Genomic DNA, 20,595 nt, shown 5'->3' on the forward strand with positions numbered 1-20,595 from the left:
CCCGGTCAGTACGCCCGGTGGTACGGCTGCGGGACGTACGGCTCGTCACCCAGTTCGCGGGCGGCGCGCAGCGCGAAATAGGGGTCGCGGAGCAGCTCACGGCCGAGCAGGACGGCGTCGGCCTGGCCGTCGGCGACGATCTTCTCGGCCTGACGTGCCTCGGTGATGAGCCCCACCGCGGCGACCGGCAGGCCGGTCTCACGGCGCACCCGCTCGGCGAAGGGCACCTGGTAACCGGGGCCGGTCTCGATGCGGGCGCGGGGCGCGATGCCGCCGGAGGACACGTCGATCAGGTCGACGCCCCGGCGGCCGAGGTCGGCGGCGAGCCGGACCGAGTCGTCCACGGTCCAGCCCGTACGGTCGTCGCTCTCGTCCTCGGTGAGCCAGTCGGTGGCCGACACCCGGAAGAAGAGGGGGAGTTCGTCCGGCCATACCGCGCGGACCGCCTCCGCCACGCGCAGCGCGAACCGGGCCCGCCCCTCGTAGGAGCCGCCGTAGGCGTCGGTGCGGTGGTTGGCGTACGGGGAGAGGAACTGATGGACGAGGTAGCCGTGGGCTCCGTGGATCTCCGCGACCTCGAAGCCCGCGGCGAGCGCCCGCCGGGCGGTGGCGGCGAACTCCTCGACGATCGCGTCGATCTCGTCGGTGGTCAGCTCCGCCGGGGTGGTGTAGCCGTCGTCGAAGGCGAGCGCGCTCGCCGAGACGGGCTGCCAGCCGTGGCCGTCACCGGGGGCGATCGGGGCGCCCCGGTCCACCCAGGTCCGCTCGGTGGACGCCTTGCGGCCGGCGTGCGCGATCTGGATGCCGGGGACGGTGCCCTGGGACTTGAGGAAGCGGGTGATACGCGCGAACGCGGCCTGCTGGGTGTCGTTCCACAGCCCCAGGTCGTACGGGCTGATACGGCCCTCCGGGCTGACGGCGGTGGCCTCGGTGAGGATGAGGCCGGTGCCGCCCGCCGCGCGCGCCGCGAGGTGCTGGAAGTGCCAGTCGTTCGGCGCGCCGGTCTCGGGCCCCTCCGGCGCGGCCGAGTACTGGCACATCGGCGCCATCCACAGACGGTTCCGCACGGTCAGCGAACGGAGGGACAGCGGTTCGAACAGGACGCTCACGCGGGGCTCCCCTGGGTCGTGGGTCGGCATGGCGGCCCGCTGTGCCGGACGCGGGCCGACTCGGGTAACACCGTGCAGGGGCCACGGATTCCCGGGCGCCGATTGCGCTCAGAACGCGTACCGCACCCGCAGCCAGGGCGCGTGCGCCGCGACCAGCTCGGTCACCCGTTGTACGCCCGCGCGTTTGACGTCGTTTCGGTACCGCACGTTCAGCGCCCCGTTCTCCGAGCGCTTGGCCTGCTGGATCTCCGGGCGCCACAGCACGTCCTCGGCGCGCGGGTGCCAGCGCAGATTGACGTCGTGGAGCTGGCGGTTGTGGGTCAGCATGATGACCTCGGCCGCCGCCTGCGCCTTCACCCGCGCGGGCAGGACGTCGTCGAGGTGGCGCAGCAGGTCCGCCCAGTCCGCCTCCCAGCCGGGGCGCAGGACGACGGGGGACAGATTGAAGTGCACCTCGTAGCCGGCGTCCAGGAAGTCCCCGGCGGCGGCGATGCGTTCGGCCACCGGGCTGGTGCGCACGTCCAGCAGCCGGGAGTCGCCGGGCGGCATCACCGAGAAGCGGACACGGGTCGAGCCGCGCGGGTCCAGGTCGAGCAGGTCCCGGTTGACGTACTTGGTGGCGAAGGAGGCCATCGCGGTGGGCCACCGCCGGAAGGCCGCGACGAGGTCGGCGGTGTTGTCGCTGATCAGCGCGTCCACCGAGCAGTCGCCGTTCTCCCCGATGTCGTACACCCAGCGCTCCTCGTCGCACTGCGTGGGCTCCTGCTTCGGGCCGAGGGAGGTGATGTGCCGGTCCAGGGCGTCGACGACGTCCCCGATGTTGGTGAAGACGGTGATCGGGTTGGCGTACCCCTTGCGGCGCGGGACGTAGCAGTACGCGCAGGACATGGCGCAGCCGTTGGAGGCTCCGGGCGCGATCCAGTCCGCCGAGCGTCCGTTCGGCCGTACGGTCAGTGACTTGCGCACGCCGAGGACCAGCGTCTGCCGCTTGACCCGCACCCAGCGGTCCGCGTTGCCCTCGTTCCCGTGCAGGTGGGGGATGTTCCAGTGCGAGCCGACCTCCAGCACGCGCGCCCCGGGGAAGCGGGCGATGACCTGTCGGCCGCGGGGGGAGAGGGCGGCGGCGGGCTCGGCGTAGATCTCCCGCACGTCGAGCAGCCGGGACACGTGCGCGGGGGTGTCGCCCGGCGCCGGGTCCTCGCCGTGGCCCTCGGCGCCCAGCAGCTCGGTGAGCCCGAAGAGGGCGTCCGGGTCGCCGGGGGCGGGGGAGGAGGGCGGGGACACGGCGACTCCAGCGGGACGGGGTGTGCGGCGGTGGGGAGTGACGGCTCGGTCCCCCCAGCATCCCACTCCCATGGAGCTCGCCCGCGCGCCCGGCCACGTCCGCCACGCCGGGCCGGAGCGGGCGGGCACCGGCCGAGCGGACACCGTGCGCGGCGAGCGCGCCGGAAAGCCGGGCCGGTCACCGCGCACCGGCGCCCTCCGCTTCCCGGCCGAGTTGCTGGGGCCCGTCGATGCGAGAAGGTGAGGAGGTACGTCCGGGAAGGGAGCCTGCGGTGGCGAGCGATCCCATCGATGATGCCGCGGTGCTGAACGCGCTGTTCGGCAACTCTCCTCAGGGGCTGTACGTCTTCGACACCGAGCGGAAGGTCACGCGCTACAACCCGTCCGGACGAGGGGTGCGGAAGCTGGCCGCCGAGGACGTGGTCGGACACGACATCGAGGATTTCGCGCCCGGTGTGGAGTCGGCCGAGCTGAGCTCCCTGATGGACGAGGTGCTGGCCAGCGGCGTGCCCCTGCGGCGCATGCTGGTCCGGGGCCGGTCGCCCTCGGACCCGGACCGGACGCTCACGGTGGAGGTGTCCCTCTTCCCCTTGCCCGACCCGGGCGACGGGCCGCCCGGCCTGGTGGCCGTGGTCGAGGACGTGACCGAGAGACAGGCCGCGGCGGACCGGCTCGCGGTCCTGAGCAGGGTGCACTCGACCGTGGGTTCCACGCTGGACGTGCGGACCACGGCCGACGAGCTGGTGCGGGGCCTGGTCCCGGCGTTCGCCGACGGGGCGAGCGTCGACCTGCTGGACGACGGCTCCGCGTCCGGTCCCCTGTCGTCCGGGGTGCCACTGCGCCGGATCGCCTTCGCCCCGGCCGACACCGTCACCGCCCGTAAGGAGGGGGACAGCCGCCCCTTCCCCTACCCCACGCCGTACACGCAGGCCCTCAACGACACCGAGGCCCGGATCGTCGCGGTGACGCCGGACGCCCCGTGGCTGGCGGCCGACCCGGACATGTTCGAGCCGCTGCTCAAGGCGAACGTGCATTCCATGATCGTCGTACCGCTCAGGCTGCGGGACACCGTGCTCGGCCTGCTCACCCTGTACCGGCACCGGCCCGAGGCCTTCGAGGAGGCCGACCTCGACGTGGCCCGGCAGGCGGCCGCCACCGCCGCCGCCCACCTGGACAACGCGCGCAGCTACCGCCGCGAGCACATGGTGGCCTCCACCCTGCAGCGCAAGCTCCAGCCCAGCACCACCCCGCGCCTGTCGGCGGTGGAGACCGCCCACATGTACCTGCCCGAGAGCGCGGGCGGCGACTGGTACGACGTCATCCCCCTCTCCGGGGCGCGCGTCGCCCTCGTCGTCGGCGATGTCGCCGGGCACGGGATCGAGGCGGCGGCCACGATGGGCCAGCTCCGTATCGCCCTGCGCACTCTCGCGCTCAAGGACCTGGAGACCGACGAGCTGCTGACCCACCTGGACGAGGTCGCCGCACAGCTCGCCGAACCCTCCGACGCCTATGTGGCGACCTGCGCCATCACCGTCTACAACCCCGTCTCCCGCCGCTGCGCCATGGTGCGGGCGGGACATCCGGCTCCGGTGCTCGTCGACCCCGCCGGCTCGCCCATCCACGTGGACGTGCCGCTCGGCCCACCGCTGGGCGCGGGCGGCGGGCGTGTCTTCACCCCGGCCCTGATCGACCTGCCCGCCGGAACCCTGATCGCCCACTACACCAACGGGCTTCTCGGCGCCCACGCCCCCGACCCGGCCGCCGCCCGGCGCAGGCTCGCCCAGACCCTCGCCTCGCCCGCGCGGCCGCTGCGGGAACTGAGCGACGACGCCGTGTACCGCATGGCGCCCTCCCGCGACGACGACGCCGTCCTCCTGCTCGCCCGCACCCACACCCTGGCCAAGGAGAACGTCGCGGACTGGACGCTGCCCGCCGAGCCGTCCGTGGTGAGCACGGCACGGCGGCTCGTCGGCCAGCAGCTCGCCGTCTGGCACCTGGAGGGGTCGGCCTACACCACCGGGCTGATCGTCAGCGAACTCGTCACCAACGCCATCCGCTACGGCGCCGGGCCCATCCAGCTGCGCCTCATCCATGACAGCGGCCGGCTGCTGACCGAGGTCACCGACGCCAACAGCACCAGTCCCCACCTGCGTCACGCCCGTGACAGTGACGAGGGCGGGCGCGGCCTGTACATCGTCATGCGCCTCAGCACCCACTGGGGCGTCCGGCACAGCCAGCAGGACAAGACGATCTGGTCCGAGCAGCGGCTCGGCGGGGAGTCGGACGCGGCCGGGTTCGCGGCGTTCGACCTGGGGGACGTGGAGGAACTCTCCTGAGCGCCCCTGTCAGGCCGGCCGCCGCACGTACGCCGTCCAGGTCACGCCCGCGCACACCACGTACGCGGCGACGAACGCGACGTACGCCCCGTCGCCGTTCCCGACCGCGAGAAACGACTCGCGGAAGGCGATGTTGACCAGCACCCCGCCGAAGGCGCCGACCGCGCCCGCGAAGCCGATCAGCGCCGAGGCGCGGGCCTCGCCGCCGGGGGTGGTGCCGCACAGGGTCGGGATCATCTTGTAGGTCGAGCCGTTGCCCAGGCCGCTGAGGACGAACAGCGCGGTGAACGCCGTCACGAACAGGGGGAGGGAGTGGGCGCGGGAGGCGGCCAGCGCCAGCAGCGCGCCGCCCGCCATCGCCGCGAAGACCGCCAGACTCACCCGTGCCCCGCCGAACCGGTCGGCGAGCCGGCCGCCCACCGGGCGCACCAGCGAGCCGAGCAGCGGTCCGAGGAAGGTCAGGTACGCGGCGCTGACCGGGGTGGCGAACTCCTCGGCGAACTGCACCTGGAGCACCTGACCGAAGGCGAACGAGAAGCCGATGAACGAGCCGAAGGTCCCCACGTACAGCAGCGAGATCAGCCAGGTGTGCCGCCACCCGAGCAGCACGCGCAGCCGACCCGGCGGCCGGGGCACGCGCAGGTCGTCCATGCGCAGGTAGGCGCATACGGCGGCGGCGGCGACGAGCGGCACGTACAGCAGCACCAGCAGGCGCGGATGCCCGGCCCCGACCGTGGCGAGGACCGCGAGGCCCGCCAGCTGCATCGCCGGGACACCGAGGTTGCCCCCGCCCGCGTTGACGCCGAGAGCCCAGCCCTTGAGGGCCTGCGGGTAGTACGCGTTGATGTTCGCCATGGAGGAGGCGAAGTTGCCGCCGCCTACCCCGGCGAGGCACGCGGTGAGCAGCAGGGTGCCGTACGAGGTGCCGGGCTCCAGCACCACGGCGGTCGCCACGGTGGGGACGAGCAGGAGGAGCGCGCTCACCACCGTCCAGGTGCGGCCGCCGAAGACGGCGACGGCGGCGGCGTACGGCACCCGCAGCAGCGCGCCGAGCGCGGTGGGCAGGGCGGTCAGCAGGAACTTGCCGGCCGGGTCGACGCCGTACTCCGGACCCAGGAACAGCACGAGGACGGACCACAGGCTCCAGACCGAGAAGCCGACGTGCTCGGCGACGACGGACCACAGCAGGTTGCGGCGGGCGATCCGGGCGCCGCCCGCCTGCCAGAAGGCGGGGTCCTCGGGGTGCCAGTCGGTGAGTTCGCGGCGGCGGCCGGGAAGCAGCCGGCGCAGGGCCGGGGCGGCTTCCTGGACGCCGGAGGAGCCGGTGGGATGGGTCACGGGCATGCGGGGCCGCCTTCCGGGTCAGTGGTGCGCACCGGCCACACGGGCAGCCGGGCGGGCGTGCCGTCGGGGGCGGTGGGCTCGTCGAGACAGGTGCCGGTGCTCAGGTCGAAGATCTGCTTGTACATGGGCGAGGCGACGACCCGGGTGGTGCCCCGGCTGCCGAGCAGGCCGCGGGAGATGACCTGGGCGCCGCTGAACGGGTCGCGGTTGCCCACGGCGTGCAGAGCGCCTCCCCGGTCGCGGAAGAGGGCGACCTGCTCCTCGCCCAGCAGGACGGCCACGCCCCGGCCGGGGACGAGGTCGGCGTACCTGAGGACGGGCACCCAGCGGTCGCCGTGCCGGACCTCGACCAGGATGTCCGTCATCGGCCGGCCTCCCGGGCCGGGACGAGGGCCGGCTCCCGCAGCGGACGCCCGTTCTCGCCGGGCCGGGCGGGGCGGATCTGGTCGCGCTCGGGAACGAACGTGACCGTGGGGTCGGGTACGTCCGGGGCGTTGGCGAAGGAGGTGAAGCGGCGCAGCCGGTCGGGGTCGTCCAGGACGGCGGCCCATTCGTCCGCGTAGGCGGAGACGTGGCGGGCCATCTGGGCGTCGAGGTCGGCCGCGATGCCCAGCGCGTCGTCCAGCACGACGGCCCGCAGATGGTCCAGGCCGCCTTCGAGCCGCTCCAGCCAGGGCGCGGTGCGTTCCAGGCGGTCGGCGGTGCGGATGTAGAACATCAGGAACCGGTCGATGGCGCGGATCAGGGTCGCCTTGTCCAGGTCGGTGGCGAGCAGGTCGGCATGGCGCGGGGTGGTGCCGCCGTTGCCGCCGACGTAGAGGTTCCAGCCGGTGGAGGTGGCGATGATCCCGAAGTCCTTGGACCGGGCCTCCGCGCACTCGCGGGCGCACCCCGAGACGGCGGACTTCAGCTTGTGCGGGGCCCGCAGCCCCCGGTAGCGCAGCTCCAGTTCGATGGCGAGCGAGGTGGAGTCCTGCACGCCGTACCGGCACCAGGTCTGCCCGACGCAGGACTTCACGGTGCGCAGCGACTTGCCGTACGCGTGCCCGGACTCGAAGCCGGCGTCGACCAGACGGCGCCAGACCGCGGGGAGCTGGTCGACGCGGGCGCCGAGGAGATCGATGCGCTGCCCCCCGGTGATCTTGGTGTAGAGGCCGAAGTCGCGGGCCACCTCGCCGATGACGATGAGCTTCTCCGGGGTGATCTCGCCGCCGGGGACACGCGGGACGACCGAATAGGAGCCGTTGCGCTGGAGGTTGGCGAGGTGGTGGTCGTTGGTGTCCTGCAGGGCCGCCTGTTCGCCGTCCAGGACATGGCCGTTGCCGAGGCTCGCCAGGATCGAGGCGACCACGGGTTTGCAGACGTCACAGCCGTCGCCGGTGCCGTGGCTGTCGAGGAGTGTGGTGAAGTCGGTGATGCCCCGGACGCGGACGATCTCGTACAGCTCGGCGCGGGTGTGGGCGAAGTGCTCACACAGGTCGCGGGAGACCTCGGTGCCGGACGCGGCCAGCTCGTCCCGGACCACGGTGGCGAGGGTCTTCAGGCAACTCCCGCAGCCGGTACCGGCCTTGGTGCACTTCTTGACCTCGGCGACGTCGGTGAGCCCCTGTTCCCGTACGGCGGCGCGGGTGGCACCCGCGGTGACGGCGTGGCACGAGCAGAGCACCGCGTCGTCGGGCAACCGCGGAGTGGCGGCGCCCCCTTGGGCGAGGGGGAGCACCAACCGCTCCGGGGGTACGGTCAGCGGCTTTCCGGCGAGTGCCAGGGGCCGCAGTACGCCGTACGCCTCGGTGTCCCCCACCAGGACACCGCCCAGGAGGGAGCCGTCGGTGCCGATGACGAGCTTCTTGTAGACGCCGGAGCGGCTGTCGGCGAAGGTGACGTCGAGGGCGTCCTCGGCGATGCCGTGCGGGTCGCCGAAGCTGGCCACATCGACGCCGAGCAGCTTGAGCTTGGTGGAGAGGTCGGCGCCCGTGAACTCTGCTTTCACCCCGCACAGTTGGCGGGCGGCTGTCTCGGCCATCGCGTAGCCGGGAGCGACCAGGCCGTACACCCGGCCGTCCACCGCTCGGGCGCACTCCCCGATGGCCCACACGCGCGGGTCGGCGGTACGGCAGGCGGCGTCGACCGCGACGCCGCCGCGCTCACCCACCGGCAGACCGCAGTCGCGGGCCAGTCGATCGCGGGCGCGGACCCCGGCCGAGAACACCACGAGATCCGCCGGGAGTTCGGTGCCGTCCGACAGCCGCGCCGCGCGGACACGACCGTCGTGTCCCGCCTCCACGGCGGAGGTGCCCGCGCCGGTGTGCACGTGTACACCCAGCTCCTCGATCCTGCGCCGCAGCACCGCCCCTCCGCCCTCGTCCACCTGGAGGGCCATCAGCCGTGGGGCGAACTCCACCACGTGCGTGTCCACTCCGAGGGCGCGCAGGGCACCCGCCGCCTCCAGGCCGAGCAGTCCGCCGCCGACGACGATCCCGGTACGGGCCCGTGCCGCGTCCGCGCGGATGGCGCGGACGTCGTCGAGCGTGCGGTACACATGGCAGCCGGGGGTGTCGTGGCCGGGCACGGGCGGCACGAAGGGGTACGAGCCGGTGGCCAGGACCAGCGCGTCGTAGCGCAGGACGCGGCCGGAGGCGCTGGTGACGGTGCGGGCGGCGCGGTCGACGGCGGTGGCGGGGTCACCGAGGTGGAGGGTGACGCCGTGCCGTTGAAGAAAACCGGCGGGCACCAGGCTCAGTTCCTCGGCGGTGGTGCCGGAGAACCAGCTCGTCAGGTGGACGCGGTCGTAGGCGGGCCGGGGCTCCTCGGCGAGGACCGTGACATGCCAGGCGCCGGCGCCGGGCTGCTCGTACAGCGCCTCCAGGAAGCGCTGGCCGACCATGCCGTGGCCGACGAGCACCAGCTCCCTCGGGGGCTCGGTGGTGGGGGCGGTCATGGGCGGGACTCCTCGGTGGCTCGGGCGGACAGCGGTTCGGTGAGCAGGGACAACGGGTAGGGCCCGACGGGCCGGCCGGTGAGACAGGCACGGGTGAGGGTGCCCGCGGTGGCGAGATCGCCGACGAGGATCGCGCCGACGATCCGGTCCCCGCGCAGCACGAGCTTCTTGTACGTCCCCCGGGTGGCGTCCCCGATGCGCAGCACGTCGGCGCCCTCCTCGGCGGCGTCGTCGCACGCCCCGAACGCCGCGTACTCCAGGGGGCCCGCGGTGAGCCGGGTCATCGGCAGGGAGCCGGTGTAGCGCGCCTCGGGGTCGGCCCCGGAGAGACGGGCGGCGAGCACGTCGGCCTGCTCCCAGGCGGTCGTGGCCAGCGCGTACGGCGCGGCGCGATGCTCGGCGCAGTCCCCGATGGCATAGGTGTGCGGGGCGCAGGCCAGGGTGTCGTCGACGAGGATGCCGTGCCGCACCGGCAGTCCGGCCGCGCGGGCGAGGGCGGTGCGGGGGCGGACTCCGCAGGTGGAGACGACGAGGTCGGTGCTCGTCGGACCGAGGCCGTCGCCCGGCGCGGAGCCGAGATGGACGGTGACGCCGAGGCGGGCCAGTGTGGTGTGCAGCGCGTTGCCGGCCTGGCTGTCGAGGTGGCGGTCGATCAGGTGGGGTCCCCTGTGAACGAGGTTCACCGGCAGCCCTCGGGCGGCGAGGGCCCGTGCTGTGGCGACGCCCAGTACGCCCCCGCCGACGACCAGGGCGCGGGTGGCGACGTCTGCGTGCCGGGAGACCCGGGCGGCGTCGGCGAGGGAGCGCAGCGTGTGCGCACCGTCCGCCCCCGCCCGTACGGGCTCGGCACCCGTGGCCAGGACCAGGTCGTCGTACGTCTCGCGGCTCCGGTCGGCGAGCGTGAGCACCCGGCCCCGCACGTCGACGGCCACCACCTCGGTCCCGGTACGCACGCGCGCGTCCCCGGTCGGCAGAGCCGTCGCGCCGGCCCGGTACCGCCCGGCGAGGACGTCGGTCAGGAGCGCCCTGTTGTAGGGCGGTTCGGGCTCGGCCCCGTACAGGACCGTCTCCGTGCGCCCGGCGTGAGCCTGAAGTTGCTGAGCCAGGCGTGCGGCGGCCATCCCGGCGCCGACCACGGCGACGCGGCGGGACCTCACGCGCCGACCGCCGCCGGCTCGGCGGGTGCGCAGACCCGGGGGAGTACCGCCTTCTCCACCCGCACCGCGCACACCTTGAACTCGGGCATCCGGGAGACCGGGTCGAGCGCCGGGTTGGTGAGCAGGTTCGCGCGTCCCCCGCCAGGCCAGTGGAACGGCATGAACACCGTGTCCGGCCGGATGGCGGCGGTGAGGCGGGCCGGGGCGGTGACGGCGCCCCGGCGGCTGGTGACCGTGACCAACTCGTCCTCCCGGGTGCCGAGCCGGGCTGCCAGATCGGGATGCAGCTCCACGTACGGGCCGGGCGAGGCGGCGGCCAGCCGCGGCACCCGGCGGGTCTGCGCGCCGCTCTGGTAGTGGGTGACGGTCCGTCCCGTGGTCAGGTACAGCGGATACGCGCCGTCGGGCTCCTCGGCGGCGGGCCGGTGGGAGGGCGCGGTGAACCGGGCGCGGCCGTCGGGGTGGGCGAAACGGTCCAGGAAGAGGCGCGGGGTGCCGGGGTGCTCCGGGGAGGGGCAGGGCCAGAAGACACCGTCCTCGGCCGCGATCCGGTCGTAGGAGATGCCGGAGTAGTCCGCGGGCGCCCCGGCGGTGGCCAGGCGCAGCTCGGCGAAGACCTCCTCGGGGGCTTCGGGGAACCCCGTCGCGTGGCCCAGACGCCGGGCCAGCTGGTGCAGTACCGCCAGGTCACTGCGGACTCCGGCCGGCGGGGTGACGGCGGCGCGGCGGAGCAGGACGCGGCCCTCCAGGCTGGTGAGGGTGCCGGTCTCCTCGGCCCACTGGGTCACCGGCAGGACGACGTCGGCCAGCAGGGCCGTCTCGGACAGCACCACGTCGCACACCGCGAGGTGGTCCAGCGCGGTCAGCCGCCGGGTGATGCGGCCGGCGTCCGGCGCGGAGACGACCGGGTTGGACCCCATGACCAGCAGCGTGCGCACCCCGCCGGGCCGGCCGAGGGAGTCCAGCAACTCGTACGCCGACGCCCCGGAGTGCGGCAGGGCGGCGGGGTCGACGCCCCAGAGGGCGGCGATGTGCGCCCGCGCCCCGGGGTCCTCCAGCGAGCGGTAGCCGGGGAGCTGGTCCGCCTTCTGCCCGTGCTCGCGGCCACCCTGGCCGTTGCCCTGCCCGGTGAGGCACCCGTAGCCGCTCAGCGGGCGCCCGGCCCGGCCGGTGGCCAGGCACAGGTCGATCCAGGCGCCGACGGTCGCGGTGCCCTTGCTCTGCTGCTCGGGCCCGCGCGCGGTGAGCACCATGGCGTGCGGGGTGCGGGTGAACAGGGCGATGGCTTGCCGGAGTCGGGGCACGGCAACGCCGGTCAGGGCCTCCACCCGTTCCGGCCAGTGAGCCATCGCGGCGGCGCGGGCATCTGCCCAGCCGGTCGTACGGACCGCGATGAACTCCTCGTCCAACTGCCCTTCGGCGACGGCGAGATGGAGCAGCCCGAGCGCCAGGGCCAGATCGGTGCCGGGGAGGGGCTGGAGGTGGAGGTCGGCCAGTTCGGCGGTACGGGTCCGGCGCGGGTCGACGACGATCAGAGTGCCGCCGTTCTCGCGCAGTTCGCGCAGGTACCGCACGGCGGGCGGCATCGTCTCGGCCGGGTTGGCGCCGACCAGGATCACGCAGCCGGTGCGGGCCACGTCCGCGAGCGGGAAGGGCAGGCCCCGGTCCAGGCCGAAGGCGGCGCGGGAGGCGGCGGCAGCCGAGGACATGCAGAACCGGCCGTTGTAGTCGATCGAGCGGGTGCGCAGCGCGACACGGGCGAACTTGCCGAGCAGGTAGGCCTTTTCGTTGGTCAGGCCGCCACCGCCGAACACCCCCACCGCGTCCGGTCCCTGGGCCTCCGCAGTGGTCCTCATCGCCCCGGCGACCCGGTCCAGCGCCTCCTCCCAGGACGCCGCGCGCAGTCCGTCCGGGTCCCGCACCAGGGGCGCCGTCAGCCGTACGCCCGGTGCCAGCAGCTCGGCCGAGGTCTGCCCCTTCCCGCACAACGCCCCCCGGTTCACCGGGAACGTGTCGCGGCCGGTGACCTCGGGCACCCCGCCGGCGGGACTCGGGGTCAGGCGCATGCCGCACTGGAGGGAGCAGTAGGGGCAGTGGGTGTCGGTCATGGCGACAAGGCTGACCCGCCGCCGTTTCCGCCGGAGCTCGGCCGCGTTGCCCGTGCGGAACGGGACGCGCACAGGCCCGGCGGAGCGGTGTGCGGGAGAGGACATCTTCCGTAACACGGCAGCCCGTTGCGGTAACCGTGGCGTGACCGGCGGGCAACGGCCGCGACATCGCGCCCCCGCAGCCTCGGGGACATGAAGGCCGGTACCAGGGAGACGGCCGCCGAACTCACCGGATTCACGGTCGGTGTCACGGCGGCGCGCAGGCGTGAGGAGCTGACGGCGCTGCTGCGCCGGCGCGGGGCGCGGGTGATGGAGGCGCCCGCGCTGCGCATCGTGCCGCTGCAGGACGACGCGGCACTGCGGGCGGCCACCGAGCGGTGCCTCGCGGCCCCGCTGGACTACGTGGTCGCGACCACCGGCGTCGGCTGGCGCGGCTGGATGAGCGCCGCCGAGGGCTGGGGATACGGCGCCGCCCTCACCGCCGCCTGCCGCGACGCCGAGGTGCTCTCACGCGGCCCGAAGGCGACGGGCGCGGTCCGGGCCTGCGGCACGACCGAGACGTACTCGCCCGCCTCGGAGGCGGTGGACGAACTGCGCGCCTGGCTGCTCGCGCGGGACCTGCGGGGGCGGCGGGTCGCCGTGCAGGAGCACGGGGCGCCCCTGCCGGGGCTGGCCTCGGCGCTGCGGGAGCGAGGCGCCGAGGTGGTGGAGGTCCCGGTGTACCGCTGGGCGCCGCCCCAGGACCCCGAGCCGGTGCGCCGGCTGGCCGAGGCCACGGCGCGCGGCGAGGTGCACGCGCTGCTGTTCACCTCCGCCCCGGCCATCACCTCCTTCCTGGAGCACGCCGAGGCGGTGGGCAAGTACGAGACCGTCCTCGAACGGCTGCGCACGGACGTGCTCCCCCTGTGCGTCGGCGCGGTGTGCGCCCGCCCGCTGCTGGAGGTGGACGCCGGGCCGGTGTGGCCCGAGCGAGGCAGACTGGGAGCGATGGTCCACCTCCTCACCGCCACGCTCCCCGGCCGCGACCGCCACCTCGTCCCGGCCGGCGACCGCACCCTGGTCCTCCAGGGCAACGCGCTGCTCCTCGGTGACGACGCCCCGGCGGAAGCGGTATGGCTGACGCCGGGCTCGGCACGGGTGCTCCGGGCCCTCGCCGAACGCCCCGGCTGGGTGGTCGGCCGCACCGAGCTGCTGCGCCGGGTATGGCCGGGCCGGGGTGCGGACGAGCACGCGGTCGAGGCGGCGGTGACCCGTCTGCGAGCGGCACTCGGCCCCTACGCGAGCCTGATCCGCACGGTCCCCAAACGCGGCTACCGCCTGGCGGCCGAGCCCGGCGGAGGCACCCGGTGAACGCCACCCTGCTGGCCGTCGCCCACGGCACCCGCGACCCGGAGGGCGTCCGCACGGTACTCGCCCTGCTCGACGGGGTCCGCCGCCTGCGCCCCGGCCTGCGGGTCGAGCCGGCCTGGCTGGGCCTGGTGGAACCCTCGGTGCCCGAGGCGCTGTCCGCGCTCCCCGGCCCGGTGGTCGCCGTCCCCCTCCTGCTGGCCAGCGGCTACCACGTACGCGCCGACATCCCGGCCCTCCTCGCCGGCGCGGACCCCGGCAAGGTACGCGTCACCCCGGCCCTGGGCCCCTCTCCTCTGCTGGCCCACGCCCTCGCGGCCCGCCTGGGCGAAGCGGGCCGCCCCCCGGACGCGTCCCCCGTGGTCCTCGCCGCCACCGGCTCCTCCGATCCCCGCGCACGAGCGGACACGGCGGAGTCGGCCCGCCTGCTGTCCCTCCACCTGAGCGCCCCGGTATCGGTCGCCTACGCCTCCGGCGAGGGTCCGACCCCCAGCGAGGCGATCTCCGCCTGGCACGCGACCGGCCACCCCGACGTCTCCCTGGCCGCCCACCTCCTGGCCCCCGGCCACTTCGCCCACACCCTGACCCGGACCGCCGCCCGCTGGACCTCGTCGCCTCTCGGCACGCATACGTCGGTGGCGGAACTGGTGCTGCGGCGGTACGACGAGGCGGCGGTTCCGCAGACGGAGGCGAACAGGCCGGCCAGGGCCCGTTGAGAGGCCGCTGTCCGCGACCCCGGCCGACGCCTAGGCCGCGGGGGTGAGTTCGGCCAGGCCGAACAGCAGCGCGTAGCCGGGCGAGAGCTGGCGGAGGATGCGGGTCAGGAGGTCCGGGCCGGCGTAGGCGGCGACGGCGCAGAAGACGGAGCCGGTGTCCCAGCGGGTGGTGGCCGGAGAGGCTCCGGCGCGGGCGGCGAGGTCCTTGACGAAGGCCCAGCCGGTGAGCGGCCGGGTGTCGGGGATCTGCGCGGTGAGGACGCGTGCGGCTTCGAAGGGGAGCCGGGCGGCCAGTTCGACGCGTTCGTCGCCGGTCAGCTGACGTCCCAGGCCCGCGAGGACGAGGCGGACGGCCTCCTCGGCCCTCTCGCGGGTCGGGTAGGCGCCGTCATGGCGGACCTTCTCCAGCAAGTGCTCGTACGCCTTGTCGTAGGGCTGCCGGAGCGGCGCGCTCTGCTCGGACATCACTGCGGTGGTTGCCTTTCTGTCAACGGGGTCGTGGTGGCCGGTGGGCGGTCACCGGGGGTGGACGGTCAGGTGGGCCGGGGGCGGCCGAAGAGGAGGTCGTAGCCCGTGGGGAGCTGGAAGAGGACCTGTTCGAGGAGGTCGTCCCCGGCCGCGTCGGCGACCGTGGACAGGACGGCGCTGACGTCCCAGGACGCGGTGCGCTCGGTCGCTCCCTCGATCCAGGCCGCGGTCGCCCGCACGAACCGCTCCGGTGACAGCGGCTCGGCGCTCTGCAGCGGGTTGAGCAGGACCAGGGCGAAGCCCTCCGGCAGACGCGCCGCCAGGTGGGCGCGGATCTCGCCGACCAGGTGTGCGCCCAGCAGGGCGAGCACCACGCGCGCCGCGCGTTCGGCTTCCTGGGGGGTGGCATACTCGCCGCGCTCTTTCACCTGGTCGAGGAACGCTTCGCGTCGCACGGTCATGCCGGCCGCCGCCCTTCTTCGGTTCGCTCGCTGGGGGGCGGAGGACGGGCGAGGGGGAGATCGGAGGGATGCCCGTCCGCCGCCGCTGTTCAGCCCTCATCCAGTCCGGCTCAGCCGGAGATCTCCTTGCGGCCGCTTCCGACGCCGACGGCGATCTTGCGGGGCTTGGCGCGCTCGGCGATCGGGATGCGCAGGGTGAGCACCCCCGCGTCGTAGTCGGCCTGGATGTGCTCGGTGTCCAGTGTGTCGGCGAGCACGATCTGGCGGGAGAAGACGCCCAGCGGCCGTTCGGACAGCTCCATCTGCACGTCGTCGGCCTTCGCCGCGGGCCGGCGCTCGGCCTTCACGGTCAGCATGTTGCGTTCGACGTCGATGTCGATGCCGTCCGGGCTGACGCCGGGGAGGTCGAAGGCCACCACGTACTGGTCACCCTCGCGGTAGGCGTCCATCGGCATCGGGGACGGCCGGGACCAGGTGGCGGGGCCCGTCAACTGCTGGGCCAGCCGGTCCAGTTCACGGAAGGGGTCGGTGCGCATCAACACGGAAAACACCTCCAGGAAGGTCTCGGCAGTAGCTGCCAATGCGCTTCACGGACACCGTTGTAGCATGTCATCCAATGGATGACAAACACGGTGTCGTCCCATCGATGACACCAAGGGAGGTGCCCATGAACCAGGCCGACCAGCCGGCATCGTCCGGCGCCGACACACCGAACCCGGCGTCGTTCCTCGCCGCCGCGGCAGCCCTGGACGCCATCGACGACGCCCTGCGGACCGCCCGGCACGAGGTGCGCGGCGCGGCCGGGACGCACGACGTCGGCCCGGAGCGGGCGCTGGCCTCACTTCTGCTGCTGAGGCAGGTGCGCGAGCAGCTCGCCGGATGGGAGACGGGCCTGATCGAAACCGCCCGCCAGGCCGGCGCCAGCTGGGCGGATCTCGCCCATCCCCTCGGAGTCGCCAGCCGCCAGGCCGCCGAACGCCGCTACCTGCGCGGCCGGCCCGGCCCGGCCGGAACCACCGGCGAAGAGCGTGTCCAGGCCACCCGCGAACGCCGTGCCGCCGAACGCACCACCGCCACCTGGGCCCGCCGCAACGCGGCCGACCTGCGCCGGATCGCCGGCCAGATCACGGCACTCACCGACCTGCCCCCCGCGGCCCGCGCCCCGCTCGGCCGGCTCCACCAGGCCCTGGCCCACGACGACCCCGCCGAGCTCGTCCGCCCTCTCGCCGACACCCGCCCCCACCTGATGGGCACCCACCCCGACCTCGCCGCGCGACTCGACACCCTCACACCGCCCTGACCCCGCCCGGCTCCGGCGGCCACGGCACGGCACTCCTTCCGCGCCGGGTGCGAGGCCGGCCATCCGGCCCGCTCCGACGCCGCCCACCTCGCCGTCGTCGACCCGGTCCCGGGCGCCCCGGCATCCCGTACGCGTGAGTCCGAGGGGACACCCGGTGGCCGGTTGCGGTCCACGGCGGGGGCCCCAAACATGGACGAGGGGGGGATCACGTGCGTGGGTGATCCCCGACTCGGGGTAGCCGTCACCACGCCACGGCCGGACCGGCCGTGCGACGACGGGGCCCTCGCATGCCCGAAGGAACAGCCCTAGGAGTGCCATGTCCGAAATCCCGCCGCCCGTCACCCCCTACCTCGAACCGGCCGCCAAGGAGCTGGCCGAGGCGACCGATCCGCACCCCCGGATCTACGAGGTCCCGCCGGAGCAGGGCCGGGCCATCCTCGCGGACCTGCAGAGCGACACCAGCGTGCCCCGCCCGGAGGTCGACGAGGAGTGGGTCGACGTGGACGCCGGCGAGTGGGGCACCGTCCGGACCCGCGTCATCCGGCCCAAGGGCGTCACCGGCCCGCTGCCGGTGCTGATCTACCTCCACGGCGCCGGCTGGGTCTTCGGCGACGACAAGACCCACGACCGCCTCTTCCGTGAACTCACCGTCGGCGCGGGCGCGGTGGGCGTCTTCCCGGTCTACGACCGCGCGCCGGAGGCGAAGTACCCGACCCAGGTCGAGCAGAACTACGCCGTGGGCCAGTGGGTCCTCAAGCACGGCGCGGAGCACGACATGGACACCTCGAACATCGCCGTCACCGGCGAGTCGGTCGGCGGCTGCATGTCGGCGGTGTTCGCGCTGATGAACAAGGACCGGGGCGGCATCGACCTCAAGGCCCAGTGCCTGCTCTACCCGGTGACCGACGCCGGCTTCGACACGCCGTCCTACGCGCAGTTCGCCGAGGGCTACTACCTCACCCGCGACGGTATGAAGTGGTTCTGGGACGCCTACACCTCCGACCCGTCCCAGCGCTCCGAGAAGTACGCCGCCCCGCTCCAGGCGTCGCTGGAGGAGCTGAAGGGCCTGCCGCCCACGCTGGTCATCACCGACGAGGCGGACGTGCTGCGCGACGAGGGCGAGGAGTACGCCAACAAGCTCCGGGAGGCGGGCAACGACGTCACCTCGGTCCGGGTCGCGGGCATGGTCCACGACTTCCTCCTCCTGGACAGCCTGCGCGACACCCGGGCGGCGAACATCGCCCGGAAGATCGCCATCGACTTCCTGGGGTCGGCCCTGCACCAGGACGACTGAGACGGCCCGAGCGGCGATGTGTTGACGGTGCTTACATTGGTGGCTACGCTGATGTAATCACCGTCAACATGCGTTGCCAGGAGCCACGTCATGCCCTCGTCCCAGCCCCAGCCCGAAACCGTCGAGGTCGACCTCGGCGGCCGCTCGGTCACGGTCCCCAAGGGGGGCCTGTACGACCGGTACCGGATGGACACCGATCTCGACGCGGTCGCCCGCGACCCCCGCGTCAGCGGGGTGGACTTCTTCCGGAAGCTGCCCAAGACCAAGGTCGACTCGCCCATCGGGGAGACCCTCACCCCGAACTTCTACTACCGCATCTCCACCGCCCGGCTCACGATGCTCGCGCCCACCCGCGCCATCCGCACCCGGCTGCCCCGCGAACTGGCCCCGCTGGAGGTGGCGCCCGGCCTGGGCCTCGTCTCCGCGATGTTCTTCCGGTACGACGTGTGCGACATCGACTTCTACACCGAGGCCACCATCGGCATCGCGGTGAAGCCCGCCCGGCACGGCAGGCTCGGCTTCTTCGACCTCGTCGCCGCGCTGAAGAACGACCACCTCGACGCCTACGTGCTCTCCCTGCCGGTGAGCTCGGAGATCGCCCAGGTGCGGGGCCACGACGGCTACGGCTTCCCCAAGTGGGTGACCGGTCTGGACGTCGACATCGACGCGCGGCGCACCACCGCCCGCGTGGCCGACGACTCCGGCGGCACCGACCTCGCGCTCTCGGCGCCCACCCCGGCCCAGACCGTCCACCCGAGCGGCAAGCGGGTCTCGACCCTGACCTCGTACACGACGATCGGCGACGCCTGGCACTCCACCCTGAGCCAGACCAACGTGCTGGCGTCCGGTACCTCGCTCATGCCGCGTGATGTCGAACTCGAGGTGGGACAGGGCCGCATGGCCGACGACCTGCGCTCCCTCAAGCCGATGCGGACCATCCAGTTCGACGTCGTGACCGAGGGCCAGCTCGCCCTGCACATGCCGGTCCCGACCTCGGTCCGCACCCGGTAGACAGGAGCCCCGCCATGGCCACCGCCCAAGCCACCCACGCCCCGCTGCCCGCGTCCCTGACGCCGGCCCGGATCGAGCGGCTGGCGGCACGCGTCAGCGCGGCGCCCGGCGCCGTCCGCGTGACCACCACCGCCCCCTACACCGGCGCGCCCCTCGCCGACCTGCCCGTGTCCACGCCCGGCGACGTCGAGGACGCCTTCGCCCGCGCCCGGATCGCCCAACGGGCCTGGGCCGCCACCCCGCTCCGGCGCCGCAAGCGGATCCTGCTCCGCTTCCACGACCTCGTGCTCGCCCGCCAGGACGAGGCGCTGGACCTGATGCAGGCCGAGAACGGCAAGACCCGCCGGGACGCGTTCCTCGAAGTCCTGGACATCGCCCTCGTGTCCCGGTACTACGCCCGCAACGGTTCCCGGTACCTCGCGCCCAAGCGGCGCCGGGGTGCGATCCCGCTGCTCACCCACACCACCGAGCTGCGCCATCCCAAGGGTGTCGTATCCATCATCTCGCCCTGGAACTACCCGCTGAGCATGGCCGCCGGCGACGCCGTCGCGGCGCTCATGGCCGGCAACGCGGTCGTCCAGAAGCCCGACACCCAGACCGCGCTCACCGCGCTGTGGTCGCTGGAGCTGATGCGGGAGGCCGGACTGCCCGCCGGTGTCTGGCAGATGGTGATCGGGCGGGGCAGTTCCATCGGCGGCGCGCTGATGGCGGGCGCCGACTACATGATGTTCACCGGCTCCACCGCCAGCGGCCGGAAGATCGCACGGGACGCGGGGGAGCGGCTCATCGGCTCCTCCCTCGAACTCGGCGGCAAGAACGCCATGCTGGTCCTCGACGACGCCGACATCGAGAAGGCCGCCGACGGCGCCGTCGCCGCTTGCTTCCCCTCGGCGGGCCAGCTCTGCGTCTCCGTCGAGCGTCTGTACGTGGCGGACGCGGTGCACGACCGGTTCGTGGACGCCTTCGTCGCCCGCGCCGAGCGGCTCGAGATCGGTGGCGCGTACGACTTCAGTCGCGACGTCGGCAGCCTCACCACGGCCACCCAGCTCAAGACCGTCACCGAGCACGTCGAGGACGCCGTGGCCAAGGGGGCGAAGGTCCTCGCGGGCGGCAGGGCGCGCCCGGACCTGGGACCGCTGTTCCACGAGCCGACCATCCTCGCCGGTGTCACCCCGGACATGACGCTGTACGAGCACGAGACCTTCGGGCCCGTCGTGTCGGTCTACCCCGTCCGCGACGACAGCGAGGCGATCGCGCGGGCCAACGCCACGCCGTACGGCCTCAACGCGAGCGTCTGGTCCCGCAGTGCCGCACGGGGCCGCGCCGTGGCCGCCCGGCTGCACGCGGGCACGGTCAACGTCAACGAGGCGTTCGCCGCCGCGTGGGGCAGCGTCGACGCGCCGATGGGCGGCATGGGCGACTCCGGCCTCGGCCGGCGGCACGGTGCCGAGGGCATCCTCAAGTACACCGAGGCCCAGAACGTCGCCCATCAGCGCCTCGTGGGCTTCACCCCGCCGAAGGGCATCCCGCCCGAGACCTGGGCGGCGCTGCTGACCGGTGCCCTGAGGGTGCTGAAGGCGGTCGGCTCCCGTTGAGACACCCGGACGCGGGCGGGGGGGGGCCCCCCCCCGCCCCCCCCCCCCCGGCGGGGGGGGGCCCCCCCCCGCCCCCCCCCGGGCCCCCCCCAACGGAACCCCCGGAAGCCCCGAACAGGGGGGGCCG

General features: G+C 74.0%; 18 protein-coding genes. 8 read left to right on the top strand and 10 right to left on the bottom strand.

Annotated elements, in window-relative coordinates; genetic code table 11:
• Positions 1 to 5: 5 nt before the first annotated feature.
• Both EV284_RS02950 and EV284_RS02955 read right to left on the bottom strand, forming a co-directional pair.
• On the bottom strand, positions 6 to 1,109 hold the full coding sequence (locus EV284_RS02950; RefSeq protein WP_130329925.1) for an NADH:flavin oxidoreductase/NADH oxidase: 1,104 nt from the start codon (positions 1,107 to 1,109) through the stop codon (positions 6 to 8).
• Positions 1,110 to 1,217: 108 nt separating this feature from the next.
• Positions 1,218 to 2,393, bottom strand: coding sequence for a spore photoproduct lyase family protein (locus tag EV284_RS02955; protein ID WP_130329927.1), 1,176 nt, complete (start codon positions 2,391 to 2,393; stop codon positions 1,218 to 1,220).
• 70 nt (positions 2,394 to 2,463) lie between these two features.
• Here EV284_RS02955 and EV284_RS32580 point away from each other — a divergent pair, with 70 nt between their 5' ends.
• Positions 2,464 to 2,637: a hypothetical protein gene (locus tag EV284_RS32580; protein WP_165425445.1), complete on the top strand. Its 174-nt coding sequence runs from the start codon at positions 2,464 to 2,466 to the stop codon at positions 2,635 to 2,637.
• Between the two features lie 28 nt (positions 2,638 to 2,665).
• Positions 2,666 to 4,729, top strand: a complete 2,064-nt coding sequence (locus EV284_RS02960) for a SpoIIE family protein phosphatase (RefSeq protein WP_130329929.1) — start codon at positions 2,666 to 2,668, stop codon at positions 4,727 to 4,729.
• A gap of 9 nt (positions 4,730 to 4,738) precedes the next feature.
• On the opposite strand, the gene EV284_RS02965 is transcribed toward EV284_RS02960, so the two are convergent.
• From EV284_RS02965 to EV284_RS02985, 5 genes are read right to left on the bottom strand one after another with little or no spacing between them, the layout of a single operon-like run.
• Positions 4,739 to 6,073 (bottom strand): nitrate/nitrite transporter, encoded by a 1,335-nt coding sequence (locus EV284_RS02965; protein WP_130329931.1) that lies wholly within the window; start codon positions 6,071 to 6,073, stop codon positions 4,739 to 4,741.
• Positions 6,064 to 6,438, bottom strand: coding sequence for a nitrite reductase (NAD(P)H) small subunit (locus tag EV284_RS02970; protein WP_130329933.1), 375 nt, complete (start codon positions 6,436 to 6,438; stop codon positions 6,064 to 6,066). Before EV284_RS02970 ends, EV284_RS02965 begins: the two co-directional genes overlap by 10 nt.
• Entirely contained in the window at positions 6,435 to 9,011 is a 2,577-nt protein-coding gene (nirB, locus tag EV284_RS02975; RefSeq protein WP_130329935.1) for a nitrite reductase large subunit NirB, read from the bottom strand. The genes EV284_RS02970 and nirB overlap by 4 nt, the downstream gene beginning before the upstream one ends.
• Positions 9,008 to 10,168 (bottom strand): FAD-dependent oxidoreductase, encoded by a 1,161-nt coding sequence (locus tag EV284_RS02980; RefSeq protein WP_242625535.1) that lies wholly within the window; start codon positions 10,166 to 10,168, stop codon positions 9,008 to 9,010. The genes nirB and EV284_RS02980 overlap by 4 nt, the downstream gene beginning before the upstream one ends.
• The gene (locus EV284_RS02985) at positions 10,165 to 12,276 is read right to left on the bottom strand and encodes a molybdopterin oxidoreductase family protein (protein WP_130329937.1); all 2,112 of its coding nucleotides are present in this window, start codon (positions 12,274 to 12,276) and stop codon (positions 10,165 to 10,167) included. The genes EV284_RS02980 and EV284_RS02985 overlap by 4 nt, the downstream gene beginning before the upstream one ends.
• A 192-nt stretch (positions 12,277 to 12,468) precedes the next feature.
• On the opposite strand from EV284_RS02985, the gene EV284_RS02990 reads away from it, so the two are divergent.
• Positions 12,469 to 13,626 carry a uroporphyrinogen-III synthase gene (locus tag EV284_RS02990; RefSeq protein ID WP_130329939.1) on the top strand — a complete coding sequence of 386 codons (1,158 nt, stop codon included), beginning with the start codon at positions 12,469 to 12,471 and terminating at the stop codon, positions 13,624 to 13,626.
• The gene (locus EV284_RS02995) at positions 13,623 to 14,339 is read left to right on the top strand and encodes a CbiX/SirB N-terminal domain-containing protein (protein WP_242625536.1); all 717 of its coding nucleotides are present in this window, start codon (positions 13,623 to 13,625) and stop codon (positions 14,337 to 14,339) included. The genes EV284_RS02990 and EV284_RS02995 overlap by 4 nt, the downstream gene beginning before the upstream one ends.
• 30 nt (positions 14,340 to 14,369) lie before the next feature.
• Here the strand turns inward: EV284_RS02995 and EV284_RS03000 are convergent, their stop codons facing one another.
• From EV284_RS03000 to EV284_RS03010, 3 genes are all read right to left on the bottom strand, one after another.
• A complete protein-coding gene (locus tag EV284_RS03000; protein ID WP_207228893.1) occupies positions 14,370 to 14,807 on the bottom strand; it encodes a DUF2267 domain-containing protein in 438 nt (145 codons plus the stop codon).
• Positions 14,808 to 14,872: 65 nt separating this feature from the next.
• Positions 14,873 to 15,268 carry a DUF2267 domain-containing protein gene (locus EV284_RS03005; RefSeq protein ID WP_130329943.1) on the bottom strand — a complete coding sequence of 132 codons (396 nt, stop codon included), beginning with the start codon at positions 15,266 to 15,268 and terminating at the stop codon, positions 14,873 to 14,875.
• A 110-nt stretch (positions 15,269 to 15,378) separates the two neighbouring features.
• The gene (locus EV284_RS03010) at positions 15,379 to 15,810 is read right to left on the bottom strand and encodes an Hsp20/alpha crystallin family protein (RefSeq protein ID WP_130329945.1); all 432 of its coding nucleotides are present in this window, start codon (positions 15,808 to 15,810) and stop codon (positions 15,379 to 15,381) included.
• A 125-nt stretch (positions 15,811 to 15,935) separates the two neighbouring features.
• On the opposite strand from EV284_RS03010, the gene EV284_RS03015 reads away from it, so the two are divergent.
• From EV284_RS03015 to EV284_RS03030, 4 genes are all read left to right on the top strand, one after another.
• Complete coding sequence (locus tag EV284_RS03015; protein ID WP_130329947.1) at positions 15,936 to 16,568, top strand: type III effector protein; 633 nt, start codon at positions 15,936 to 15,938, stop codon at positions 16,566 to 16,568.
• Positions 16,569 to 16,884: 316 nt separating this feature from the next.
• On the top strand, positions 16,885 to 17,862 hold the full coding sequence (locus EV284_RS03020) for an alpha/beta hydrolase (protein WP_130329949.1): 978 nt from the start codon (positions 16,885 to 16,887) through the stop codon (positions 17,860 to 17,862).
• A gap of 90 nt (positions 17,863 to 17,952) precedes the next feature.
• Positions 17,953 to 18,873 carry an acetoacetate decarboxylase family protein gene (locus EV284_RS03025; RefSeq protein WP_130329951.1) on the top strand — a complete coding sequence of 307 codons (921 nt, stop codon included), beginning with the start codon at positions 17,953 to 17,955 and terminating at the stop codon, positions 18,871 to 18,873.
• Between the two features lie 14 nt (positions 18,874 to 18,887).
• The gene (locus tag EV284_RS03030) at positions 18,888 to 20,468 is read left to right on the top strand and encodes a succinic semialdehyde dehydrogenase (RefSeq protein ID WP_130329953.1); all 1,581 of its coding nucleotides are present in this window, start codon (positions 18,888 to 18,890) and stop codon (positions 20,466 to 20,468) included.
• The last annotated feature ends 127 nt before the right edge of the window (positions 20,469 to 20,595 follow it).

This window comes from Streptomyces sp. BK022 (assembly GCF_004217355.1).
Classification (GTDB): domain Bacteria; phylum Actinomycetota; class Actinomycetes; order Streptomycetales; family Streptomycetaceae; genus Streptomyces; species Streptomyces griseoluteus.

Excerpts from the sequence above, each read along its gene's own strand:
- EV284_RS02965 (WP_130329931.1), bottom strand. The coding sequence starts at position 6,073 with ATGCCCGTGACCCATCCCACCGGCTCCTCCGGCGTCCAGGAAGCCGCC.
- EV284_RS03025 (WP_130329951.1), top strand. The coding sequence starts at position 17,953 with ATGCCCTCGTCCCAGCCCCAGCCCGAAACCGTCGAGGTCGACCTCGGC.
- EV284_RS03015 (WP_130329947.1), top strand. The coding sequence starts at position 15,936 with ATGAACCAGGCCGACCAGCCGGCATCGTCCGGCGCCGACACACCGAAC.
- nirB (WP_130329935.1), bottom strand. The coding sequence starts at position 9,011 with ATGACCGCCCCCACCACCGAGCCCCCGAGGGAGCTGGTGCTCGTCGGC.
- EV284_RS02970 (WP_130329933.1), bottom strand. The coding sequence starts at position 6,438 with ATGACGGACATCCTGGTCGAGGTCCGGCACGGCGACCGCTGGGTGCCC.
- EV284_RS02985 (WP_130329937.1), bottom strand. The coding sequence starts at position 12,276 with ATGACCGACACCCACTGCCCCTACTGCTCCCTCCAGTGCGGCATGCGC.
- EV284_RS03020 (WP_130329949.1), top strand. The coding sequence starts at position 16,885 with ATGTCCGAAATCCCGCCGCCCGTCACCCCCTACCTCGAACCGGCCGCC.
- EV284_RS03030 (WP_130329953.1), top strand. The coding sequence starts at position 18,888 with ATGGCCACCGCCCAAGCCACCCACGCCCCGCTGCCCGCGTCCCTGACG.
- EV284_RS32580 (WP_165425445.1), top strand. The coding sequence starts at position 2,464 with ATGGAGCTCGCCCGCGCGCCCGGCCACGTCCGCCACGCCGGGCCGGAG.
- EV284_RS03005 (WP_130329943.1), bottom strand. The coding sequence starts at position 15,268 with ATGACCGTGCGACGCGAAGCGTTCCTCGACCAGGTGAAAGAGCGCGGC.
- EV284_RS02990 (WP_130329939.1), top strand. The coding sequence starts at position 12,469 with ATGAAGGCCGGTACCAGGGAGACGGCCGCCGAACTCACCGGATTCACG.